Annotated in this window: 9 protein-coding genes and 1 pseudogene; 4 read left to right on the forward strand and 6 right to left on the reverse strand. The window is 68.8% G+C overall.

Annotated elements, in window-relative coordinates; genetic code table 11:
* Window positions 1–63 precede the first annotated feature (63 nt).
* Window positions 64–546 (forward strand): hypothetical protein, encoded by a 483-nt coding sequence (locus G3I54_RS30135; RefSeq protein ID WP_164619134.1) that lies wholly within the window; start codon window positions 64–66, stop codon window positions 544–546.
* A gap of 253 nt (window positions 547–799) precedes the next feature.
* On the opposite strand, the gene G3I54_RS30140 is transcribed toward G3I54_RS30135, so the two are convergent.
* The 3 genes from G3I54_RS30140 to G3I54_RS30150 are packed head-to-tail and all read right to left on the reverse strand — an operon-like array spanning window position 800 to window position 4,181.
* Window positions 800–1,480, reverse strand: coding sequence for a GAP family protein (locus G3I54_RS30140; protein ID WP_164619136.1), 681 nt, complete (start codon window positions 1,478–1,480; stop codon window positions 800–802).
* 6 nt (window positions 1,481–1,486) lie between these two features.
* A complete protein-coding gene (locus tag G3I54_RS30145) occupies window positions 1,487–2,854 on the reverse strand; it encodes a DUF1254 domain-containing protein (RefSeq protein WP_343240469.1) in 1,368 nt (455 codons plus the stop codon).
* A gap of 13 nt (window positions 2,855–2,867) precedes the next feature.
* Window positions 2,868–4,181, reverse strand: a complete 1,314-nt coding sequence (locus tag G3I54_RS30150; RefSeq protein ID WP_343240470.1) for a DUF1254 domain-containing protein — start codon at window positions 4,179–4,181, stop codon at window positions 2,868–2,870.
* A gap of 139 nt (window positions 4,182–4,320) precedes the next feature.
* Here G3I54_RS30150 and G3I54_RS30155 point away from each other — a divergent pair, with 139 nt between their 5' ends.
* A complete protein-coding gene (locus G3I54_RS30155) occupies window positions 4,321–6,003 on the forward strand; it encodes a SulP family inorganic anion transporter (protein ID WP_164619138.1) in 1,683 nt (560 codons plus the stop codon).
* Between the two features lie 22 nt (window positions 6,004–6,025).
* Here G3I54_RS30155 and G3I54_RS30160 read toward each other — a convergent pair whose 3' ends face one another.
* Window positions 6,026–6,244, reverse strand: coding sequence for a hypothetical protein (locus tag G3I54_RS30160; RefSeq protein WP_164619140.1), 219 nt, complete (start codon window positions 6,242–6,244; stop codon window positions 6,026–6,028).
* A gap of 734 nt (window positions 6,245–6,978) precedes the next feature.
* On the opposite strand from G3I54_RS30160, the pseudogene G3I54_RS30165 reads away from it, so the two are divergent.
* Together G3I54_RS30165 and G3I54_RS30170 are read left to right on the forward strand one after the other, a co-directional pair.
* Window positions 6,979–7,326: pseudogene (locus tag G3I54_RS30165) on the forward strand (transposase); the annotation flags it as partial.
* Between the two features lie 1,181 nt (window positions 7,327–8,507).
* Entirely contained in the window at window positions 8,508–10,982 is a 2,475-nt protein-coding gene (locus G3I54_RS30170) for a LuxR family transcriptional regulator (RefSeq protein ID WP_164619145.1), read from the forward strand.
* A 452-nt stretch (window positions 10,983–11,434) separates the two neighbouring features.
* Here the strand turns inward: G3I54_RS30170 and G3I54_RS30175 are convergent, their stop codons facing one another.
* Together G3I54_RS30175 and G3I54_RS30180 are read right to left on the reverse strand one after the other, a co-directional pair.
* A complete protein-coding gene (locus G3I54_RS30175) occupies window positions 11,435–12,502 on the reverse strand; it encodes an arylcarboxylate reductase (RefSeq protein WP_164619147.1) in 1,068 nt (355 codons plus the stop codon).
* 36 nt (window positions 12,503–12,538) lie between these two features.
* Window positions 12,539–22,909 (reverse strand): type I polyketide synthase, encoded by a 10,371-nt coding sequence (locus G3I54_RS30180; protein WP_164619149.1) that lies wholly within the window; start codon window positions 22,907–22,909, stop codon window positions 12,539–12,541.
* Between the last annotated feature and the right edge of the window lie 5 nt (window positions 22,910–22,914).

Consider the following 22,914-nt stretch of genomic DNA (forward strand, 5'->3'; position numbering starts at 1 on the left):
TGGATGTGAGCTCCACTCCGTCACGACAACCCCAGGATGCGGTGGCATGACGGGAGTGAGTTCATGGCCGCAGTGATTGCGATGCTGGAAGAGCTCAGAGGCCTCGCCCCGATGACCGCCGAGGGTGCGGTGGCACGGTTCTCGGCTCAGGAGTGGACGCCCGGGGGCAGGCCGCGTGACGGCGTGGAGAGGTCATGGGACAAGGGCGGCGCCGGGGGCTGGATCCAGACCTTCGGCGGTGGGGCGGTCAGCGTCTCGTTCTTCGTCTGGATCCGCGACGTCGACGAATCGGGCTACTTCGACGACCTGGATGCCGTCTACGCGCAGGGGGAGCAGGCGCTGACCGACTTCCTCCCCGAGATCGAGGAATCCTCTCTCGCCGGCCACCTCGTCGAGGCCGAGCGGACAGAGGCGGACCGGGACGAGTTCATCAGGCTGAAGAAATGGACCCTCGACGGCCGGATGCTGACCGCCGGTGTGATCCAGCAGGACACCGATCTTCCGGTGATGGTCGTGGTGGCGCTGGAGCAGCCCGGCATCACGTGACCCACCCCGCCCCGGCCACAGCGGACGAAGCCCCGGCGAGGCGCGGGAAGGCCGGCCGCCCTGGCCGGTCCGCCACTCTGGGCGCGGTGTCCTTGCCGTCCGCCTGGTCAAGAGTCGTAGCGCTCGGTCGCCACCACCGTCGTTCCTGCCGGCACCGTCCCCACGGGCGTCTGTGGATCGCGAAAGGTGACCGACCGTGGGGCAGCCAAGCTGGCAGGCCGACGGGCAGGCGGGCAGGCGGGCAGGCGAAGGGTCAGCCCGCCAGACCGCTGATCGCGTCTCCGATGTACTTGGCGCCGAGAACGATCAGAACGGTGGTCATGATCGCCGCGTTGTGGGCGGCCATCCATGCCTTCCATTCACCGAGCACCTTGGCCGACTTCTGGCCGCCGAGGAGGTAGACGCCGAGCGGCAGCAAGGTGCAGAGCGACGCGATCAGCACCATCAGGACGGCCGCGACCGTCCTGCCGCCGGCCGAGGCCGTGCTGGAGGCGATGGAGAGCGCGCCGCCGACCGCGAGGACGAGGTTCTTGGGGTTGGCCACGGCGAGGGCCGCGGCCAGGCCGGCCGCCTTGGCCGGGGTGAAGCTTTCGATCGCCTTCATCCAGCCGGGTGGCTCCGCCTCGTGCCCTTCCCGTGGTCTGCCCTTCCACTGCCTGACGCCCAGGAGGAAGAACAGCACGCCGAGTCCCAGCTTCAGCCACAGGGTCCAGCGGGCCGGCCCGTCGACGCCTCCCGCGGCGTCTCCGCCGGAACCGGCGAGAACGACCACCGTGACGAGTGCCGCGAGCGAGATCACCCAGCCCACCGTGAAGGCGATGCCGTTGCCCCGGCCCTTGGGGGTGGCCAGCATGAGGATCACGGCGATCAGCGGCAGGGGGCTGATGGCGATGCCGACCGCCGAGGCGAGCATCTGCCCGATGGCGTCTCCCACGGCGGCTCAGCCCTTCGCCACGATGGGCGGCAGCCGGTAGGCGCCGTCGAGGACGGACTGCCCGGGGGTGTAGAGGCGGATCATGGGCCGGAAGTCGCCCGACGGGGCGGGCAGCCAGTTCGCCGCCTCGGCCGGGTCGTCGGGCCGCTCCCGCTGGATGAGGACGGTCAGCGAGCCGTCCTCGCCGTACACCAGGCCGGGGGTACGGTCGCCGAGGGAGTAGCGGTCGGCCGGGTTGGCGACGAGGTAGTAGTCGGGGGTGTCGTACATGGTCACCGACCAGAACGACTCGACGGGCGGCGGCTGTTCGAAACGCAGGGTGTAGGAACGGGATCCGTTCAGCTGCTTGCCCTCGGCGTCGGTGAAGGTGTGCGCGTACACCGCCTCGTAGCCGTGATTGCCCCACAGCGCCGCGCGCGCGGCGGCGGCCCGTACGAGGTAGGACGCCTGCCGGTCGGCGATCTTCCACTGGGAGGAGTCGATCGTGCCGGTTCCGAGGTGGTCGACGTTGTAGTCGAACAGGTGGGGGTTCGTCTCCCAGGCTCCCGGCAGGCGGTTGCCGTCGGCGGGCGGCTTCGACGCGGCCTCGACCCGCGCCTTGCCGGCCGCCAGCCCCTCGGTGAGGGCCTCGACGAGGGCGGGGTCGGGATCGACGTACGGCGAGAGGCCCTCTTCGAGGAGGCCCAGCGGCTGGAAGCGTTGCTGGTGGTCCTGGTCGGGGCCGGCGGGCGGGAAGTCCGCCATCCAGACGCGCAGTTGCTCGTAGAAGCGCAGGTGCTCGGGTACGTCGGGGTCCGGTGCCGGCAGGCCCGTCCGGTGGGGGGATGTGTCGAGCGGGGTGAGCGTGAGCCGCTGTTGCAGGGCTTGGACCCGGGGCATGTCGCCGGGTCCGTCGCAGGCGTTGCGGCCGATGACGGAGATCACGGCGGTGGGTGCTTCGATCACGCCGCGCACCCCGTCGGGGGCGGTGCCGGCCCAGCCGGGCGGGGCGATGAGCCAGTCGCCCTCCTCCGTGCCGGTGGCGCGCTTTCCGAGGTACGCGAAGTTGTTGCTCCACACGTCCACGAACTGCAGGACGTAGTACGCGCCGGAGGTGTCCGGGACGTGGAGCAGGACCGGGCCGCCGGAGAGGTCGATCTGGGCGATGGAGTAGACGGTGTCGTTGTTCACGGACACGAAGTGGGCGTCGGGTGTCGCCAGTTCGGTGGCGTGCCCGAACTGGTTGAAGGGGGTGGGCGGCAGTGAGCCGAAGCCCTGGTGCAGGAACGCGGAGATCATCGACACGTCGAAGACGAGGGGGTAGCCGTAGACGTACGCGTCGGCGGCCAGATCGGCGAGGCCGTCGGTGCTGCTCGGGCTGGTCCGGTTGGTCACGGCGGGGCTCCTGTCAGGCGTCGACGCTCAGGGCGGGCAGGGTCCAGGAGCCGTCGAGGACCGAGGGCTCGGGGCCGTACACGCGGATCGCGATGGTGAAGGGCCCGTCGGGGGCGGGCAGCCAGTTCGCGACCTGCTTCGGGTCCGCGGGGCGGTCCTTGCGTACGTAGAGGGTGAGGCCGCCGTCGTCGTCGTGGACCAGCCCGGGGGTGCGGTCGCCGATCGAGTAGCGGTCGATCTCGTTGGCGACGAGGAGCCGTTCGGGCAGCCGGTACATCGTGGCCGACCAGAAGGAGCGGGCGGGCGGCAGTTCCCCGGGAGCGAAGCGGATGACGTGGTCGTGTGTGGAGGCATTCGGCGGCCGGTCGCCCCGGTCGTCCTGGGCCCACCCGGCGTACCACGCCTCCGCCGCCGGCAGGCCGTACAGGCCCTTGTCGACGCCGACCGCCCGGGTCAGGTGGTCGGTGCCGTGCTCGGCGCGGGTGCCGAACCAGTGGGTGGAGTCGACCGCGTCCTTCTTCGCCTCTTCCAGGCGGGCGCGGGCGTCCGCGATGCCCTGCTCGACCGCGGCGCGGATCTCCGGCTTCAGGGCGGCGGGCTCGAACTCGCCGCTGCTGGTGACACCGAGCGCGGCGAGCCGGTCCCGCAGCTCCCGTTCGCCGTCGAGGACGGGGAAGAACTGGAGCAGGAAGTCCAGCAGGGTGAAGAACTCCACCGTGCCGAGATCCTCCTCCCGCCAGACCGGCCACACCGATTCATCGACCGGGGGCGGGGCGGCGGTGCCGGTGAACTCGGACAGCGGGCGCAGGAGGTACTGCTCCTGAATCGCCCGCAGGGCCGGCACGTCGTCGGGGCCGGCCAGATACGTGCGGCCCAGGATGCCGACCAGGAACGTGTCTGCGTGCAGCACGCCCGCGATGCCCTCGGGAACGGCACCGTCCCAGCCGGGCCCGGCGACCAGGTGGTCACCCGCTTCCGAGCCGGTCGTACGGGAGCCGATGTAGCCGACGTACGAGGTGTCCAGGTCGTGCAGCGGCAGGACGTAGTACCGGTCGACGGCCGGCACGGAGATCACATACGGCTCGGCGCGCAGGTCCAGCCAGGCCCAGGAGTACGGGGTGTCGTTGTTCGGCGTCACCACGTCGGTGTTGGCCGGGGTGAAAGGCTCCGAGTAGTGCCGGAAGCGGCCGAAGCCTCCTACGTACCGGGGGTCGGCCGGGTCGATGGCCTGGGGGTACATCGTCCGGTAGTTCCGCAGGAGCGCGAAGCCCCAGATCCAGCCCTCGGCCGCGGTCCTCCGCGCTTCCTCGTCGGTCAGCTCCGGCACGTCAGCCCTCCCTGCCCATAGCGCATGTTTCGCCTCAAAATGTCACGCTGCTTCGTGGAGCGCATCCGCAGCCCGGTCCTGTCGGGCGCGGAAACGGGCAGAGCGGCCGAGCAAGGGAGCCAGGCGTGGGGATTTCCGGGTGAGCGCCGGGCAGGGACGCGGGAGCCGGGCGGTCGCCGGATGGCTGGTGGGCTACCGCAGGGGCATGCTGCGGGGTGACGTGCTGGGAGCGCTCACCGCGTGGGCGCTCATCGTCCCCGAGAGCGTGGCGTACGCGCAGATCGCCGGAGTGCCTCCGCAGAACGCGTTCTACGCGGCCCCCGTGGCCCTTCTGGTGTACGCGCTGTTCGGGCGGTCCAACTTCCTGGTCATCGGGGCGACGTCGGCCGCGGCGGTCCTGTCGGCGGCGGCCGTGTCCGAGATCAGCGGCGATCCGCAGGATGCCGTCGGCCTCTCGGCCGCTCTGGCGGTCGTCGTCGGGGCGGTGCTGCTGGTCGCCGGCATCGCCCGCCTGGGGTTCATCACCAACTTCCTCGCCGAGCCCGCGCTGGTGGGCTTCCTGTTCGGGATGGCGCTGACCATCGTCGTCCGGCAGGGCGCCAAACTCGTCGGCGTCCCCGGCGGGGACGGCAACTTCTTCGAGCGCCTGTGGACCATCCTGAGCAAGGCCCCCGACTGGTCGCTCGCCACGCTCGCCGTCGGAGCGTCCGCGCTGGCTCTGCTGCTCCTGCTGGAACGGTTCGTGCCCCGCCTGCCCGCCGCGCTGATCGTGCTCGCCCTGGCACTGGCCCTCTCCGCCGTCCTGGACCTCAAGGACCACGGCGTCGACATCGTCGGCGGCATTCCCTCGGCCGTTCCCGTGCCGCGTCTGCCGGGCATCCCGGCCGAGGACTGGGTCGCCCTGTCCGCGGGTGCGCTGGGCGTCGCCCTGGTGGTCTTCGCCGAGGCGTTCAGCATCGCCGGCCGGTTCGCGCGCGAGCACGGCCAGGAGGTCGACGCGGACCGGGAGATGGCAGCGGTCGGTCTCAGCAACATCGCCGTCGGTCTGGTGCGCGGTTTCGTCGTCTCGGGCAGCGCTTCGCGCAGCGCCGCGGCGATCGGCGCGGGCGGCCGTACCCCGATGGTGTCCCTGATCGCCGCGGGCCTGATCCTGCTGACCGGGGCCTTCCTCACCCCGCTCTTCACCGACCTGCCCGAGCCGGTCCTGGGCGCCATCGTGATCGTCGCCGTACGCGGCTTCATGAGGGTGGGCGAGCTGCGCCGGTACGCCGCCCTGGACCGGCGGAGCCTGTGGGTGGCGCTCACCGCGCTGGTCGGCGTCCTGCTCTTCGACCTGCTGCCCGGGCTGCTGCTCGCCGTGGCCCTGTCCCTCGTGCTCTTCATCAGCGCCGCCGGCCGCCGCGACGTCGCCGTCCTCGGACGGCTTCCCGGCACCCGCTTGTACGCCGACGTCGCCCAGCACCCGGACGCGGCCACCACCGCCGGCGTGCTCGCCGTGCGGCCCGACGGCAGCCTGTTCTTCGGCAACGTCAACCGCGTCCGCCTCGCCGTCCGCGATCAGGTCGCACGCACCGACCCCCCGCCGCGTGCGGTCGTCCTGGACCTGACCAGCAGCTACCGGCTCGGCATCCCGGTCCTCGACACACTGGACGAGCTGCGGGAGGAACTGGCCGGGAAGGACATCGCCCTGCACCTGGCGCACGTACGGGCAGGGGCCGAACAGGACCTGACCCGGCACGCCCTGGCGGACCGCGTCGGACCGTACGGCCTCCACCGCACCGTCGACGACGCGGTCTCGGCGGCGACCGGCGGACCGGTCTGACCAGCGGGCCGGGCCACTCATTTCAGTGGCTGACGGGGACTCCGGAGGCCGGGGATTCCGGGACGCCGAGGCGCTGGGCGTCCTTCTCCGGGCGCATGAAGAGGGCCGCCAGGAGGCCGGTGACCAGGAGCAGTGCCGCCGTGACGAGCCAGCCGTTCTGGTCCCGGGTCTGGGTGCAGCAGGGGCTCCAGCAGTTCCGCCGTGCCGCCGAGCACCTGCCGGATGCGGTCGGGGCGGACATCGTGGTATCCATCCCAGGAGAGCGACTCCCCCGAAAATGACCCGCCCCTGCGCGTCAACTACCCTTATCACGCTACTGAATCGGCTTCCGGTGCACCAGAAACGGAACCCTGGATTCAATCGCTTTCGAGTCGCCGTATTCCGGTCACAGCCCCTCAAACAGATAGAGACCCACGCTCACCACTGCGACATGACCCCAAAAAAAATACCCTGCGCGATTTGTCCCGCCATGAGATGACGTCGTCGAACAACAACTGCTGATGCGGAACGCTGCGGACTCAGAGGGCAGGTATTCAGACAGCGCCCTCCATGAGTCGGGCGATCATTCGTAGCAGCGGAGGGCGACAGCGGGGCTACGTTCCCGGTCGCTCGGCATCGAACGCCTCGGTCGTGGGGACTCGCAACTATCTTCGCCTTATAGCCCGTTCCGTACGGCGAATACACCTCGTCCTCGCCTGCCCGAAGGGACTCGCCGGCCTCCTCGACGACCACGGGAACCCGTTGCGCGAGACCGTGATTCCCGCGGACACCAAGATCGGCGAAGGTCTACGAGCCTCCTCCCCCTCTCAAACCCTGAGAGCACAGCGCAGGTTGGACGGGCCACCCCACTTGGTCTCATTCAGCTCCGCCCGGCCGCTCCCGATCAGGGCCGCCCCCAACCCCTCAGCCGCCAAGAGACCACACTGGGGCCTCCGTATACCGTTTCTTATGGTGTGATCGATCGTTGAGCCGCGCATGACGGATCTGGTGGAGCGGTTGGTTTCAGAGGAGTTATGGGTGCTCTTCCGACAAGTGGTGCCGCCTGCGGAGGTGAAACGGCCACAGGGCGGGGGCCGGCGGCGGGCGGGCGACCGTGAGTGCCTCGCGGCGATCATCTTCGTGGCGACCTCAGGGTGCACCTGGCGACAGCTGCCCCCGACGTTCGGCCCGGCCTGGCCGACGGTCTACCGGCGGTTCGTCGGTTGGAGCCGGGACCGGGTCTGGGCGGAGCTCGATCGCGCCATCTCTGACGAACCCGGCGCCGGAGGGCAACTGGACTGGCCGCGGTGCGCTATCGACTGCGTTAGCCTTCGGGCGGCTCAAGCGGGCTACTACTGACCGGCCCCGATCCAACCGACTACGAGTAGCCGGATCCTAGGTCCACCTGACCAGCCACCAAGACGGCTGTCGCTGCCACTAACCGCCTCCGGTGCCCGCATATACCCGGGTCGGCACCGTGCGCGCGCTGCGTTGCGTCTGCCCGATCCCGCCCCGGTCCGGCCGCAGCCGACCGGGGACTTGGCCGACAGATGCAACCGCCCTTCAAGAACGCGCTGCAGTGGTGTGACGTTTTTCACTCGGACGTTGATCTGTGCCGGCTCAGCGCCGCAATCGATGGCCAGGTCGTCTCCTGTCTCTGTGCGGTTGTGCGAGCTAAACGACCGATTCCTCCGCCACGATCTCAGCCACACCGCCCGCGGTCCGGTGTCCCCGCAGATGCTCGTCAGCTCGGTTCAGCAGCACGCCACCAAAGGAAACACGTTTTAGCTCATCGGGTCTGACCTGCATCAGGTTCAAGCGTTCGTGTGCGCGAAGGCGGGTTGAACAGGTCTGATTGTGGGATGGATCAAGAGGTGAGGGCAGGTCAGGTCGGATCGCACAGGACGTTGGCGGTCCGTCGTTTGCGGGAGAAGCAGCAGACAGGCAAGGCGGAAGAGAGGTCAGGCAGAAGTGGGCCTGCGGGAGCATCACTCGTCGCAGGAGGTGCGGGAGCTGGAGCGACTCAGGACGGCACACGCGGAGAGGGATATCGCGCGATCGAGTCGACTCTGGGGCACCTCCGGGCCGTATTCGCCGCCAGTCAAGGACCGCGCAACTCCCGCGTCGAGGCTGGTCCGATGATCCAGACTTCCGGAGCCCGGCGCGCTGCCCATGGATGACAGCCGGAGAGCGGGCGGCGTCGCCTGATGGATAGCAGGTGCGTGATAGCAGTGGAATGCAAGGTAACCCGACTCGCCTTCATTGAACAGACACGCGGCAAGGGGATCCGAGCACGGATCACCACCGGGGGCGGAAGCGGGCCAGGTCCTGTCCCGCATGAGGAGCAACCCGCTTCCTCGTTGACGGCACGTCACCCTTGGCATTGCCCGGCAGGTGAGTTTATTCCCGGCCTACCACGAATGAGACATCGCGCCGCGAAATGGCTGAGGATAACTGGCGCGCCCAGATCGGAAAACACACTTACCCTGAAGTGACGCTTCAACTCGCTCTGATTGGACAGGACCTTGCAGCTCATTGAACGAGGCCACGCGTTCGCCGAACTCCACCGTCTCCTGACACCCATCGAGCGGGGCACCGGACACGTGGCACTGGTGAGCGGCGCCATCGGCAGCGGAAAAACGGAACTTCTCCACACTTTCGCAGAACACGCCCTGGACAACGGCGCTGTCTACCTCAGCGCCACCGGCTCACATATGGAGCAAGATATTCCGCTTGGAGTCGTCAAACAGCTCTTCGAGTCTGCTTCACTACCCCTCGACATACCCTGCGGGATCCAGGAAGCTCTTGAACACGACAGGTCAGCGCCTGCTCATGGGAGCGACCCGGTGGGTGACGTCGCCGGGCCGGTTCACAACCGCCTTCTGCAGCACCTGACGTCAGATCTGTCGAAGCTGGCGGAGTCCACGCCGCTGCTCATCGGGGTCGATGACCTTCAACATGCCGACACACCCTCGCTCCAGTTCTTCCTGTGGCTGTCCCGTCGTCTGCGCTCCCTCCCCTCCCTGCTGCTGTTCACCGACATGGAGCACGGCAGCAGGGTGTACAGGGAGTTCCGCGCCGAATTGCTCCGCAGCAAGCTGAGCACTCGGATTGATTTGAAACCGCTCACCGCAGGCGGGGTCACCGAGCTGCTGGCAACAGGACTGGGGGCGCGGGTCGCCCGTCGGCTGGGCCGCGTCAGCCATGAGTTGAGCGGCGGCAACCCCCTACTCGCGCGAGCCTTGATCGAGGACAACATGAGCGCGTCCGGAGAGACAGACACACCCAACGCGGGCGACGCCTACGGCAGAGCGGTTCTGGAATGTGTCCGACGCTGTGGGCCGAACCACGCGCTCGACGTTGCACAGGGTATCGCCGTACTCGACGAACACGCCTCTCAGACCGTGCTCTCCACGCTGCTCTCCATCAACTCCTTCGACGTGACGCAGGCGGTGGACACACTCACACGGACGGGAATCCTCCGCGACGGGAAGTTCCGGCACCCACGCGCCCGGAAAGCGATACTCAACGACATGTCGTCGGCTGACTTCGCCTCACTGCATCAGCGAGCTGCCACTGTCGCCTACAGTTCCGGTCTGCCCATGACTCCAATCGCCCGCTTCCTCCTGGCCGCAGGCCACCGTGACGAAACGTGGGCCGGCGACGTGCTCCGCGAAGCCGCACGCCTCGCGCTGGGAGAGGGCCGGGTGGCCTTCGCGATCGAATGTCTCCAACTTGCCTGTGGCTCCAAATCGGATGCCGAACGTGATCCTGAGATGACCGCCACACTCGCGGCGGCGGAGCGGCGTGTGGATCCGTCGATATCCGCACGGCGGCACATCGTCCTGATTGCCGCAGCTCAGGAGGGGCATCTTTCCGAACATCGCATCACCGAGCTGATCAGGGCATTGACCTGGCATGGCCGCCTCGAGGAGTCCGCAAACCTGATCGAGTACCTGGTGCAACGTGACGTCGAGCCCCGGCCCGACTTCTACGCCTGGCTACGGGTCTCGTACCCGGAGTTCATGACCCGGCTTCAGCAGGACCTGCAGATCATGACGACTCAGGCTGTGCTGGCACAGCCTGAGTCGGCGGAAGTCTTCCTGGCCAGGTCCCTCATGGTCGGTCGATTTGCTGGTATCGCCGGACTTGCTGACCAGTTCTTGCGGAACACCCGGCTGGACGACCAGGGTGTCGATTCGCTGGAATCGGTCCTCCTCGCGCTGGTGTACTCCGACCGCCCCGAGCAAGCCGCCCCCTGGTGCGACTCGTTGCTGTCCAGAGCGACCGCGCTCCGCGCTCCCGCGTGGGAGGCGAGGTTTGCGGCCGTCCGAGCGGAGATCGCATTGAGACAGGGAGAGCCGGACAGCGCCGAGCACTTTGCGAGCATGGCGCTAGAGCGAATCCCCCTGCAGAGCTGGGGTCTTGTCGTCGGCGCCCCGCTGGGGGGCCTGATCCGAGCCGCGACCGCGCAGGGCAGACATCACATCGCCGCGCAGTGGCTGACCGAGACCGTGCCGGCGGCGATGTTCCAGACCCGGTTCGGGTTGCAGTACCAGTACGCCCGTGCCGAGTACAACTTGGCCACCGGCCGTGCGGACTTGGCGTTCGAGGACTTCCTGCAGTGCGGTCGGCGCATCAACGATTGGGGGTTCGCTCCTTCGGCGCTCCTGCCCGAGCGCGCGTCGGTCACCACAGCTGCGGGTTGGCTCGGAGACATACCGCTCGCACACCAGGAGAAGCGGGTGCTGGCAGAACAGATGGCGCAGGGTCTCCCGGAGCAGGCCCCGTCCGCCGAGAAACGAAAGGAGCCGACCGAGGTACTGAGCGCCGCAGAGTACCGGGTCGCCGAATTGGCATCGTCCGGCCAGACGAATCGCCAGATCTCACGGAAGCTCTGCATCACCACCAGCACGGTCGAACAGCATCTCACCCGTGTCTACCGGAAGTTGAAGGTGAAGAACCGCCTAGAGCTGACACGAGTGATTTCGATCCCGTGAGAGCCCTTCAGCGGAGAGCGCGGTCTCCCGACCAGCACGGCCCACCGCGCCAGGGCCTGTCTGGCCATTCGCGTCGTCGCCCGCAGGGCGGCCGCGCGGCGTCCGGTGCGCGCTCTCGGCGTGCCGGCCCCAGGCCCTTGTACCGGGCGCGTACTCGGGTCTGAGGTCGGTGGCGGCGCGAGTGCGTGCATGGCGCCGTGAGACAGACGGGAATTGCCAGACAGGCCCTGTAGAGGGCGTCCGGTGGACCAGGGCCCGCAAAGGGCGCGGCGTCCGGTGCGGTGCATCGCAAGGCGCCGGAGCGCCCTCATCGCGGAGCGATTCGGACGTTCCGGCGACGCAGCGAGGGATGGGGCCTCCCCTGCTCGAGCGAAGCCGAGAGCTCGGGGAAGCGCCAGACGTCCTGACCCCGGTCACGATCTACCGGACACCCTCCGGCCGGGCTGGCTCACTCAGTAGATCCCCTCCGGCACGGTTCGCAGACTTTGCAGTGGCTGCACGTTGGCCACGCCGTCCCACGGCCACTCGGTGCCTGTGTCATACCGTATGGCCGCGTCCCTCTCCAGTATGTTCGGCACGAACAGGTCATCGTGCAGCACAGTCAGCCGAACCTGCCCGCTCCGGCCGTACTCCACCGGACGAGTCCAGTCACCGGGGTCCACCACACTGTGGGTAACCTGCGGATACGTCGATATGTACGGCATGAGGCCGCCCTGGTCGAGCACGGGCAGGGCGAGTGCATTACCGAAGGTATTGCCATACATGGGGACCACCGGCGCATCGGGCATCGCCGCCACGAACGACTTGTACATGGCGGGGGTGACATGAGTTCCGCTGATGCGGGCCCCCTTCAGCTCTGCGACGAGTTCCGGGTGCTTGCGGATCAGTGTCTGGAACAGAGCAGGAGTGATCATCAGATAGTCGACCGGCTGCGTGCGCAAGATCAATGTGATCTGCTCCAGGATGTGGTCGGTGTACTCCTGGACCTCCTTCATCCGGCCTGCCCGGACCAGCCTCTTGACCCAGCGCGGGTCGAAGTCGACCCCGTACACCCGGGACTCGTAGTGCTCCGCAAGATGCCACCCTCGGTTGCCGACCAGATGCGGCCCCGTCGGAGTCGCCTGCAACCAGCTTCGCCCCCGCTGAAAACCCTCCCGAGGCAACGCCCAGCGAAGCCAGTCCGCCCGGTTCCGCAGCATCGGCTCGGTGTAGTGCACACGGCAAGGGGTGCCGGTAGTGCCTCCGGACTCCCATATCTTCCCTGCCAGCGGGCGTGGTACGGCTTGCGGCACGAGTTCGGCGGGATCCAGCGTGCGTAGTTCCTCCAGCTGGAACGGTCCGAAGGCGGACAGTTCTTCGTAGCGAGTGATGTCCCTCGGGTCGAACGACAAGCCGGCCGCCCGTCGCAGCCAGTAGGGACTGCCGGTCACGGGGTCGAAGTGACGGCGGACCACGCGTCGGGTCCAGCTGTCGAGGTCCTTCGCCAGTAGCTCTTTGATGACCGTGTCTTCAGTCAGCACTGCGTCCTTCTCCGTTCCACTAGTCGGTTGAGTCACCTATGACGCCTCCGAACCGTCTTCCCGCAGCCATCCTTGAATGGCTGCGGCGGTCTGCTCGGCGTGCTCCATCAGCAAGGTGAAATGGTCGCCCGGTACGTCGATCGCGGTGTGCCGCAAGGACCAGACCGCCTGCCAGCTCTCGGGAGGCACCGCTGGGCCCTCCAGTGTTCCTGCCCGCTCCGAGGCGCGGACCAAGAGAGTCGGCGCAGTCAGCTCCCGGGGCCGCCAATCGGCGAAGAGACCGAAGTATCCGGCCATCGCGGTCAGTCGGGTGTCGTTCATCGGACCGACCTTGCGCTCGTCCTCGAGCGCTGTCGATTCCAGCGCGGGCAGGATGTAGTCGGTCTGTTCGCTGCCCGGCTCGTACGTGTCCAGCAGGACCAGAGAGCGAAGTGCCGCGCCCTCCTGCTCCAGTCGGGTCGCGAGCATGTGCGCGATGCTTCCACCCGAGGAGCGTCCGACCAGCACGAACGGCGTGTCACCAAGGTCACGCCGCACGATGCCGTGCAAGTAGCCGACCAACGCATCCATATCAGCTGGTATCGGCTCCCCGGTCACGAAGCCTGGGTACGACAGAGTCCACAGGTCATGGTCACCGCGGAATGCGGTCGCCAGATGGGTGAACTCGTGGATTCCCCCGAATACCGTCGGCGAGGGCAGACAAAGCAGGGCCGGGCCCTGCCCTGCCCCGGCACGCAACCGGACCAGCTCGGTGGAGCCGGCCACCCCGTCGGGTGCCGTGAAGGTGGGACGAAGCCGGGACGCGACATTCAGCAGGATGCGGCCCTCCTCGAACTTGCCCTGCTCACAGGCGCTCCGGTAGAGGTCAGCGATCCCGTTCGGTACCGGCTTCGGATCGGAGTCCGGCAGAGTCGGTCCCAGACTGACCACGAGCTCATCCGCCAGGACGGTGAAGGTGGGGTGATCGAAGATCATCGTCGCGGGCAGCCTGAGGCCTGTAACGGTGTCCAGGCGGTTGCGCAGTTCCACGGACATCAGCGAGTCGAAGCCGAGCTCGGTGAAGGAGGCCGCCTCGGCGATCGCCTCCGGTCCGGGGTGCCCGAGTACACGGGCAGCCTCTGTTCGGATCAGGTCCAGCAGGACATCGCGCTGCTCAGATCCGGTCAGCCCCACCAGCCGCTCCCGCACGGCGGCATCCTCGGCCTGAACATCGGGGGCCGCCGCACGCCTGAGGGCACTCGCGCCGCGGAACATCACCGGCACCGTCCCTCCGGTGTTCGGCACTCCCGGCAACAGATTCAGCCGGACCGGGACAATCAGCGACGCGTCCACCGTCCGTGCGCGGTCGAACAGGTCCAGCGCCTCGTCCGGTGACAAGGCCGCCGGACCGCGGGAAGATCCGCGGGACGCCAGATCGCCGGCCATTCCGCCATCGGTGTCCCACATCCCCCAGGCCAGCGAGCGAGCCGGCAGGCCACGAAGACGGCGGTAGGCGGCCAGGCCGTCCAGGAAGGTGTTGGCCGCAGCGTAGTTGCCCTGCCCCGGGTTGCCCATCACACCGGACATCGAGGAGAAGAGCACGAAGTCCGTGAGATCGAGATCCTGGGTGAGCTCATGCAGGTTCCAAGCTGCGTCGACTTTCGGACGCAGCACCCTCGCCACCTGGTCAGGCTTGAGCTCGGTGATCACACCGTCATCCAGTACACCGGCCACGTGCACCACGGCGGTCACCGGGCAATCGCTCAGCAGTTGGGCCAGTGCCTCGCGATCGGCCACGTCACAGGCCACAAGGTCGACGCGGGCGCCCAGCTCGGCAAGCTCCACGAGCAGTTCGGTCGCACCCTCCGCAGCACGGCCGCTGCGGCTCGCCAGCAGGAGGTGCCGCACGCCGTGCCGGCTCACCAGATGCCGGGCGATGTGCCTTCCCAGGGCACCCGTCGCGCCGGTCACCAGCACCGCACCGGCCGGGTCCCAGACCGGCTGTGCGGATGCGGCGGTCGCCCGGACCGGGAGCAGCCGGGGCACCAGCAGCACATTGTCGCGTACGGCTATCTGCGGCTCGTCGACGGCGCACGCGGTCGCCACGGCCGCGGGCAAGGCCCGGTGGCTGTCGGAGTCGAGATCCACCAGGATGATCCGGCCCGGATGCTCGGACTGGGCCGTGCGAACCAGCCCCCACACCGCGGCAGCGGCCAGGTCCTGGATGTCCCCGACCGCCCCGCGGGTAACCACCACTAGCCGGGAGCGGTCGAATACGCCATCGGCCAGCCACTCCTGAATTGCCTTCAGAGCCTGCTGAGTGGCGGCATCGACAGTCGCCGGAGGCTGGGCACCGGAGCCGGCGCAGGGCAGCACGACCACAGGCGGCGGCGCCATGCCGGCCTTCACCGCACGCGCCATGTCGCGGAGATCGTCGTATTGGACCAGCGGCAGCCCGGGGGGCAGAAGGCCCGAGCCGAGGAACACCCAGGGTTCGGGTGTCGCGGGCGCTGCCGCAGCCGGAACCGGGACCCACTCCAATTGGAGCAAGGAGCCCTGTCTTGCCGCCGAAGAGACGTGTTCCGCCGACATCGGGCGCAGTGCCAGGGACTGGACCGTGGCGACCGGACCACCCGCATTGTCGGCCAGGTCAACCCTGAGGCCGTTGTCACCGGAGGTGAGCCGGGCCCTCAATGCCGTGGCACCCGTGGCATGGAGTGTGACTCCGGACCAGGTGAAAGGGACCCCCGCCGCTTCGGTGGCAGCCGGATCCAGACCGAGTGCCTGCAAGGCCGCGTCCAGGAGCGCCGGATGCAGTCCGTAGCCGGACACATCTACGCTGTCCAGCTGAAGCTCGGCGAACAGCTCCGTGTCCCGGCGCCACAGCGACCGCACTGCTGTGAACGGCCACCCGTACTCCAGCCCCCACGCGGCGAAACGCTCGTACCCGCCCTCGATCGGCAGTTGCACGGCCCCTGGCGGCGGCCAGCTGGCCAGTCCGGCGTCGGCGGGAGCCTCTGCGGGAGCCGCGCTGAGCGTGCCTGCCGCCAGGCGCTGCCAGGACTGCTCCGGGCCTGTGGAATCCAGCTGGGCGTGCACGGTGACCGGACGGCGGCCCGACTCGTTCGGTGCACCGAGTGCGACCTGGATCGCTGTGCCACCGTGCTCGGGCAGGAGCAGCGGAGCCTCCAGGGTCAGTTCGTCGATACGGTCGCACCCCGCTTGGGCGCCGACGTGCAGCACCATGTCCACGTACGCGGTTCCGGGAAGCAGCGGCCGGCCGCCCACCGCGTGGCCGACCAGCCAGGGCTGGCCGTCCACCGACAGCCTGCCGGTGTGAAGGAGCCCTCCCGAGTCCGGCAGCGCCACAGCGGCCCCGAGCAGCGGGTGCCCGTCCGCGGCCAGTCCTACGGCGTTCAGGTCGGCCGTACCGCCCGGACGAACGCTGGGCCAGAACCGCTGGTGCTGGAACGGGTAGGTCGGCAGGTCCACCAGGTGACCGGTGGTCTGGTGGACGGACGGCCAGTCGATGGCGGTGCCGACGGTGTACAGGTGGCCCAGTGCCGTGAACAGGGCATCTGCCTCCGGTCGTCCCCGGCGCTGCGCGGCCGTGAAACGGTGAGCTTCCGGGGACGGGACGCACTCCTCGGCGAGTGCTGTGAGGGTGCCGTCAGGGCCGACCTCCAGGTAGGTGGTCACACCCCGTTGCGCGAGGGTGGCGACGCCGTCGGCGAACCGCACCGTGCGGCGCACGTGTTCGACCCAGTAGTCCGGGGTGGCCATATGGTCGTCCGCGAGCAGACCGGTCAGGTTGGACACGATCGGGATGCGGGGAGGTGCGAACGAGAGCCCAGTCAGTGTCTCGGTGAAGTCGGCGAGCATCGGCTCCATCAGCGCGGAGTGGAAGGCATGGCTCACCCGCAGGCGCTTGGTCCGTTTTCCCTGCCCACTGAGGATGGCCTCTGCGGCCGCCACAGCGGCGGCCGTCCCGGACAGCACGACCGCCCGGGGGCCGTTCACCGAAGCCAAGCTCAATTCGTGGCCATGTGCGTCCAGCAGCTCCGCCACCTCGGCCTCACCGGCTTGCGCAGCGAGCATCGCACCGCCGGACGGAAGCTCCTGCATGAGGCGTGCTCGGGCGCTGACGAGGGCAGCGGCGTCCGCCAGGCTCAGAATGCCGGACACGTGTGCCGCCGCGATCTCACCGACCGAATGGCCGAGCACGTAGTCCGGCCGGACTCCCCAGGACTCCAGCTGCCGGAACAGGGCGACCTCGACGGCGAACAGACCGAGTTGCGCGTATCCCGTCCGGTGGAGCAGAAGCCCGTCCGGTGAATCCTCCGGCGCGAACAGCACCGTGCGCAGGCGCGGATCCAGCTCCGCGCAGACCGCGTCCAGAGCCGCGGCGAAGGCGGGGAGCTGTGCGTACAGCTCCTTGCCCATTCCGGCGCGTTGTGCACCTTGGCCGGAGAACAGCATGGCCAGGCGGCCTTCCCCGGCCCTGCCTCGGATCAGCTCAGGTTCGGCTCGGCCCTCAGCCAGTCCGGTCAGTGCTCTGCGCAGAGCCTCACGGTCCGGAGTGACGACAGCCGCACGGTGCTCCCACCCGGCGCGGCCTACGGCCAGGGACCGGGCTAGCGCGCGGAGGGGTGCAGCGGGACGGTCGCCAAGGTGGGCAAGCAGTTCGCGGGCCTGCGCCCGCAGTGCTCCAGGGGTGCGGGCGGACAGCAGGATCGGTGGGATCGGGGCATCGGTGTCGGCCTCGGGCTCCGGGGACACAGGCGCCTGTTCGAGGATGAGGTGGGCGTTGGTGCCGCTGATACCGAAGGCGGAGACGCCGGCACGCCGGGGCCGGCCGGTGTCCGGCCACAGTCGTTGTTCGGTGAGGAGCTCGACCGACCCGGCGGCCCAGTCGACGTGTCGGGATGGTTCTTCGACGTGCAGGGTCCGCGGGAGCACTCCGTGACGCAGCGCCTGGACCATCTTGATCACTCCGGCTGCGCCGGCAGCGGCTTGGGTGTGCCCGATGTTCGACTTGACCGAACCGAGCCAGAGCGGGTGTTCCCGGTCCTGGCCGTAGGTCGCCAGCAGTGCCTGGGCCTCGATCGGATCGCCAAGCCGAGTGCCGGTGCCGTGCGCTTCGACCACATCGATGTCATGCGGCGTAAGTTGGGCGTTGGCCACCGCTTGGCGGATGACGCGCTGCTGGGACGGACCGTTGGGGGCGGTGATGCCGTTGGAAGCGCCATCTTGGTTGACGGCGCTGCCCTGGATCACCGCCAGGACGGGGTGATGATTGCGTCGCGCGTCGCTGAGGCGTTCCAGGACGAGCATGCCTGCGCCCTCGCCCCATCCTGTGCCGTCGGCGTCATCGGAGAACGCCTTGCAGCGGCCGTTGCCGGCCAGGCCGTCCTGCCGTTCGAACTCGGCGAAGGCCACCGGGGTCGCCATCACCGCCACCCCGCCGGCCAGGGCGAGGGAGCATTCCCCGCTGCGCAGCGAACCGGCTGCGGTGTGCAGCGCGACCAGGGCCGAGGAGCAGCCGGTGTCGATGGTCAGCGCCGGTCCTTCCAGGCCGAGGGTGTAGGAGATACGGCCGGAGATGATGCTGCCGGAGTTGCCGCTCATCGCGAAGCCGTCATCGCCGTGCGTCGAATTGGCGACCAGCGCGGCGTAATCGACCGCGGACGCGCCGGCCATGACGGCGGTCGGACTGCCCTTGAGGCCGGTCGGATCAATGCCGGCCCGCTCCAGCGCTTCCCAGGACACTTCCAGGAGCAGGCGCTGCTGCGGATCCATCGCCATTGCCTCGCGCGGTGAGATCCCGAAGAACGCCGGGTCGAATTCGGTCACGTCGTGCACAAATCCGCCGATTCCTTCGGCATTCCAGCCACGGTCGGCGGGAAACGGCCCCATCGCGTCGGTGCCCGCGGTCACCAGATCCCACAGGTCATCGGGAGAGCCCACGCCGCCGGGAAAACGGCACGCCATGCCTACGATCGCTATCGGCTCATCGCTCTTCCCCGTGGCGACCACCGGTGCCAGGCCGGCCTCGCGGTCCGTCAACGAGTCCAAGAGGTGGCGGGCGAGCTCGAACGGAGTGGGATAGTCGAACACCACTGCGCCGGGCAGTTTCAGTCCGGTCATCGCCGTGAGCCGATTACGGAATTCCACCGCCATGACCGAATCGAAGCCCAGATCGCGGAAGGGCTTACGGGCATGGAGTTCCACAGCACTGTGGTGACCGAGTACGACTGCCGCTTCGGCCCGCACCACGTCCAGGATCGCCTGCTCCGGGTCGGACGATTCCGCCAGCCGCCGTCGCATCCCCTCCGCCTGTGGATTCGCTGCCGCATCGGCGGTTTCGGCCGCCGCACCGGCTGCTTCGGCGATCTCGTCGATCAGCGGCCGACGGCGGGCCATGGTGTACGCCGGGGCGAACCGTTCCCAGTCCATGCTGGCCACCGTCAGCGTCGTCTCGTCATCGTCGAGCGCCTGCTGCAGGACCTGCATCGCTGCGTGCGGCGCCATCGCACCCACCCCGCGCCGCCGCAACTCTCGCTCGGCTTCACATCCGAGCATGCCTCCGCCGGACCAACCGCCCCAGGCGATCGAGGTCGCCGTCCTGCCTTCGTGTCTGCGCTGCTGCGCCAGGCCGTCCAGGAAGGCGTTGGCCGCGGCGTACGCCGCCTGCCCTGCACTGCCCCATATGGCGGCTCCGGAGGAGAAGAGCACGAAGGCGTCGAGCTCCTGATCTGCCAACAGCTCATGCAGGTGCTGCGCTCCGGACGCCTTGGCCGCGACCACGTCGTCGTACTCGTCCAGGCCGAGGTCGGGCAAGGTCCCGTACCGGCTCACCCCTGCGGCGTGGAACACCGAGGTGACCGGCCCGACGTCAGCCAGCAGCCGTGCCACGGCGTCGCGGTCCGCCACGTCACAGGACACCACTGTCAGCCTGCAGCCGGCGGCCGCGCAATCGGCCTCCAGGTCGGCGATGCCCGCCGCTGCCGGGCCGCGGCGGCTGGTCACCACCACGTGGTCGGCACCGTTGCCGGCCGCCCACCGGGCGATGTGCCCACCAACGGCTCCGGTCCCACCTGTGATCAGCACCGTGCCACGCGGACGCCACTCCCGGTGCGGGGCACCTTCCCGCGAAGGTGCCCGCACGAGCCGGCGCACCAGTACGCCTTGTTCCCGCAGCGCCAGTTGGTCCTCACCGTCGGCCGCCGCGAGGACGGCGGCGAGTCGTGCCGCGGTCTTCTCGTCGAGGGTCTGGGGCAGGTCGATCATGCCTCCCCACCGGTCCGGACATTCGAGCCCGGCCACGAGGCCCAGGCCCCATACCTGGGCCCGTTCGGCAGTTACCGCGTCCTCGGCGGTGGCCGATACGGCACCGCGGGTGAGCAGCCAGACGGGCGCGTCCACACCGGCATCGCCGAGCGCCTGAACCAGCACCAGCGACGTTCGAGGGTTGAGGCCCGCCTGGTGCACCACTCCGGCAAAAGCGCCGTGCTCAGCCGCCAGTCCACGCAGTTTCTCCGCGAGGGAGGCTCGTTCGGCTGTGCCGTCCATGGGCAGTTGGACGACATCGGCGTCGGCCATCGCCGACAGGATCTCATCATCCGGTCCGGCCAGAAGCCACCGGCCCGAGAGTTTTCCCTGTGGTGTACGCAGCGGCTTCCACTCCACCCGGTAGCGCCACGCGTCCGTCGCTCGCGGTCGGCCCGTAGGCCCTTCCAGCCAGTACCTCTTTCGCTGGAAGGCGTAGGTGGGCAGCTCTACCCACCGTCCTCCGGTTGCCAGGCTCGCCCACTCGACCGGTGCCCCGTGCACCCACGCCTGCGCCAGCGCTGTCGCGAACCGTTGTGGCCCGCCGTCCCCTCGCCGCAGTGATCCCAGGATCACCGTCTCACCGACGGAATCGTCCAGGGTGTCCTGCACGGCCGGAACCAGCACCGGGTGCGGACTCATCTCGATCAGCAGCGTGCAATCGTGCTCCAGGAGGGACCGGGTCGTCTGCTCGAATTCCACGGTCTGCCGCAGATTCCGGTACCAGTACTCCGCGTCGAGACCGGTCGGATCCAGCATGCCTCCGGTGACTGCGGAGAAGAACGCCACTTCGGTCGCTGCCGGTGACACCTCCTCCAGCACCCCAAGCAGCTCGTCGCGGACCTGGTCCACCTGGGGCGAATGGGAGGCGTAGTCGACCGCCACGCGGCGGGCCCGTACTCCGTCCGCCTCACATGCAGCCACGAGTTCATCCAGTGCATCTGGCGCGCCGGACACAACGACCGAGGAGGGCCCGTTCACGGCCGCCACAGACAGCAGGTCCTCCCGGTGCTCCAGGCGTTTGCGCACCTCCTCGAGGGGGAGCGCAACCGACGCCATTCCGCCCTGGCCGGACAGTTTCCGGACGATCAGCTTGCTGCGCAGCGCTACGATGCGGGCGCCGTCGTCCAGCGACAGTGCTCCGGCCACACACGCCGCCGCGATTTCACCTTGGCTGTGCCCGGCGACCGCGACCGGCGAGACCCCGCAGGCCTTCCACAGTTCGGCAAGGGAGACCATGACGGCCCAGAGCACGGGCTGTACGACATCGGCCCGCTCAAGCCAGGCGTCATCCGACGCCGTGCGCAGAACTTCCGGCAACGACCAATCGACGTGCGGCGCCAGTGCCTCGGCGCACGCATCGATCTGCCGGGCGAACACCGGTGAGGAGTCCAACAGTTCCACGGCCATGCCGGTCCACTGCGCGCCCTGGCCGGGGAAGACGAAAGCCACCCGGGGCTTCGGAGCAGCTGCGCCTTCGATCACGCCTGGTGCCGAACCCGACTGCGCCACCACGTCCAGCCCGGTCGCGTCCATGACGACAGCGCGGTGTGAGAGGTGCGCACGGCCGACGGCCAGGGACCAGCCCACGTCCACCGGGTCCAACCCGTTCGTTGCATCCCGCAACCGGGCGGCCTGCTCCCGCAAGGGTGCGTCACCAGAACCGGAGACCACCCATGGGACCGAGGCCACCTGCAGTGGTGGTGTGCTCGCCGAAGGATCCGTGGCAGCCGGTGCCGGCGGCTCCTCCACAATCAGGTGCGCGTTGGTTCCGCTGACCCCGAACGACGACACTCCAGCCCGGCGTGCACGATCGGTGCGAGGCCAGGGACGGGACTCGGTCAGCACCTCCACCGACCCGGCCGACCAGTCCACATGAGCGGAGGGCCGGTCCACGTGAAGCGTCGGCGGCAGCGTGTCGTGCCGCATCGCCTGCACCATCTTGATCACGCCGGCCACCCCGGCTGCGGCCTGCGTGTGCCCGATGTTCGATTTGACGGACCCCAGCCACAGGGGCGTCGGCCGATCCTGCCCGTAGGCCGCCAGCAGGGCCTGTGCCTCGATCGGATCACCCAACACGGTTCCGGTGCCGTGTGCTTCGACGGCGTCGATATCGGATGGCGCCAGTTCGGCGTTGGCCAGTGCCTGCCGGATGACGCGCTGCTGGGACGGCCCGTTGGGTGCGGTGAGCCCGCTGGACGCACCGTCCTGGTTGACCGCACTTCCTCGGATGACCGCGAGCACCGGATGTCCGCGACGCCGTGCGTCGGACAGGCGCTCCAGCAGCAGCAGACCTGCTCCTTCACCCCAGCCGGTGCCGTCGGCCGCGTCGGCGAACGCCTTGCATCTTCCGTCGGGGGCCAGCCCGCCCTGTCGGGAGAACTCCACGAACGATCCCGGCGTCGACATGACGGCGACTCCGCCTGCCAGGGCCAGCGATGTCTCACCGCCTCGCAACGACTGAACGGCCAGGTGCAGGGCCACCAGTGACGAGGAGCACGCGGTGTCCACGGTCACCGCCGGCCCTTCCAGTCCCAGCACGTACGCGATCCGGCCCGATGCCACACTGGCCGAACTACCGATGCCCAGATAGCCCTCCACGCTCTCCGGCACAGACTGGAGCCTGGTCGCGTAGTCACTGAAGTTGACTCCGGCGAAGACACCGGTACTGCTGCCGCGGACCGATGCGGGGTCGACTCCGGCTCGTTCGAAGGCCTCCCACGCCACCTCCAGCAGCAGGCGCTGCTGTGGGTCCATCGAAAGGGCTTCACGTGGGGAGATGCCGAAGAACTCGGGGTCGAAGTCGGCGGCTCGGTGCAGGAATCCGCCACCGAGGCGGCGCCCGGGGTCGGCCGCGTGCAGGTCGTCCAGATCCCAGCCCCGGTCCTCGGGAAACCCGGTGATCGCGTCACGCCTCTCGGCGAGCAGCTGCCACAGGTCTTCCGGAGATTCGACGCCGCCCGCGTAACGGCAGCTCATGGCGACAATGGCGATGGGCTCGCGGCGCTCCGCCTCGACCTGCTCCAGCCGGGTACGGGTCTGACCCAGCTCGGTGGTGACCAACTTGAGGTAATTCAGAAGCTTCTGTTCATTCGTCATCGGGG

Origin of the sequence: Streptomyces sp. SID14515, assembly GCF_010548505.1 — a bacterium.
Lineage (GTDB): Bacteria > Actinomycetota > Actinomycetes > Streptomycetales > Streptomycetaceae > Streptomyces > Streptomyces caviscabies.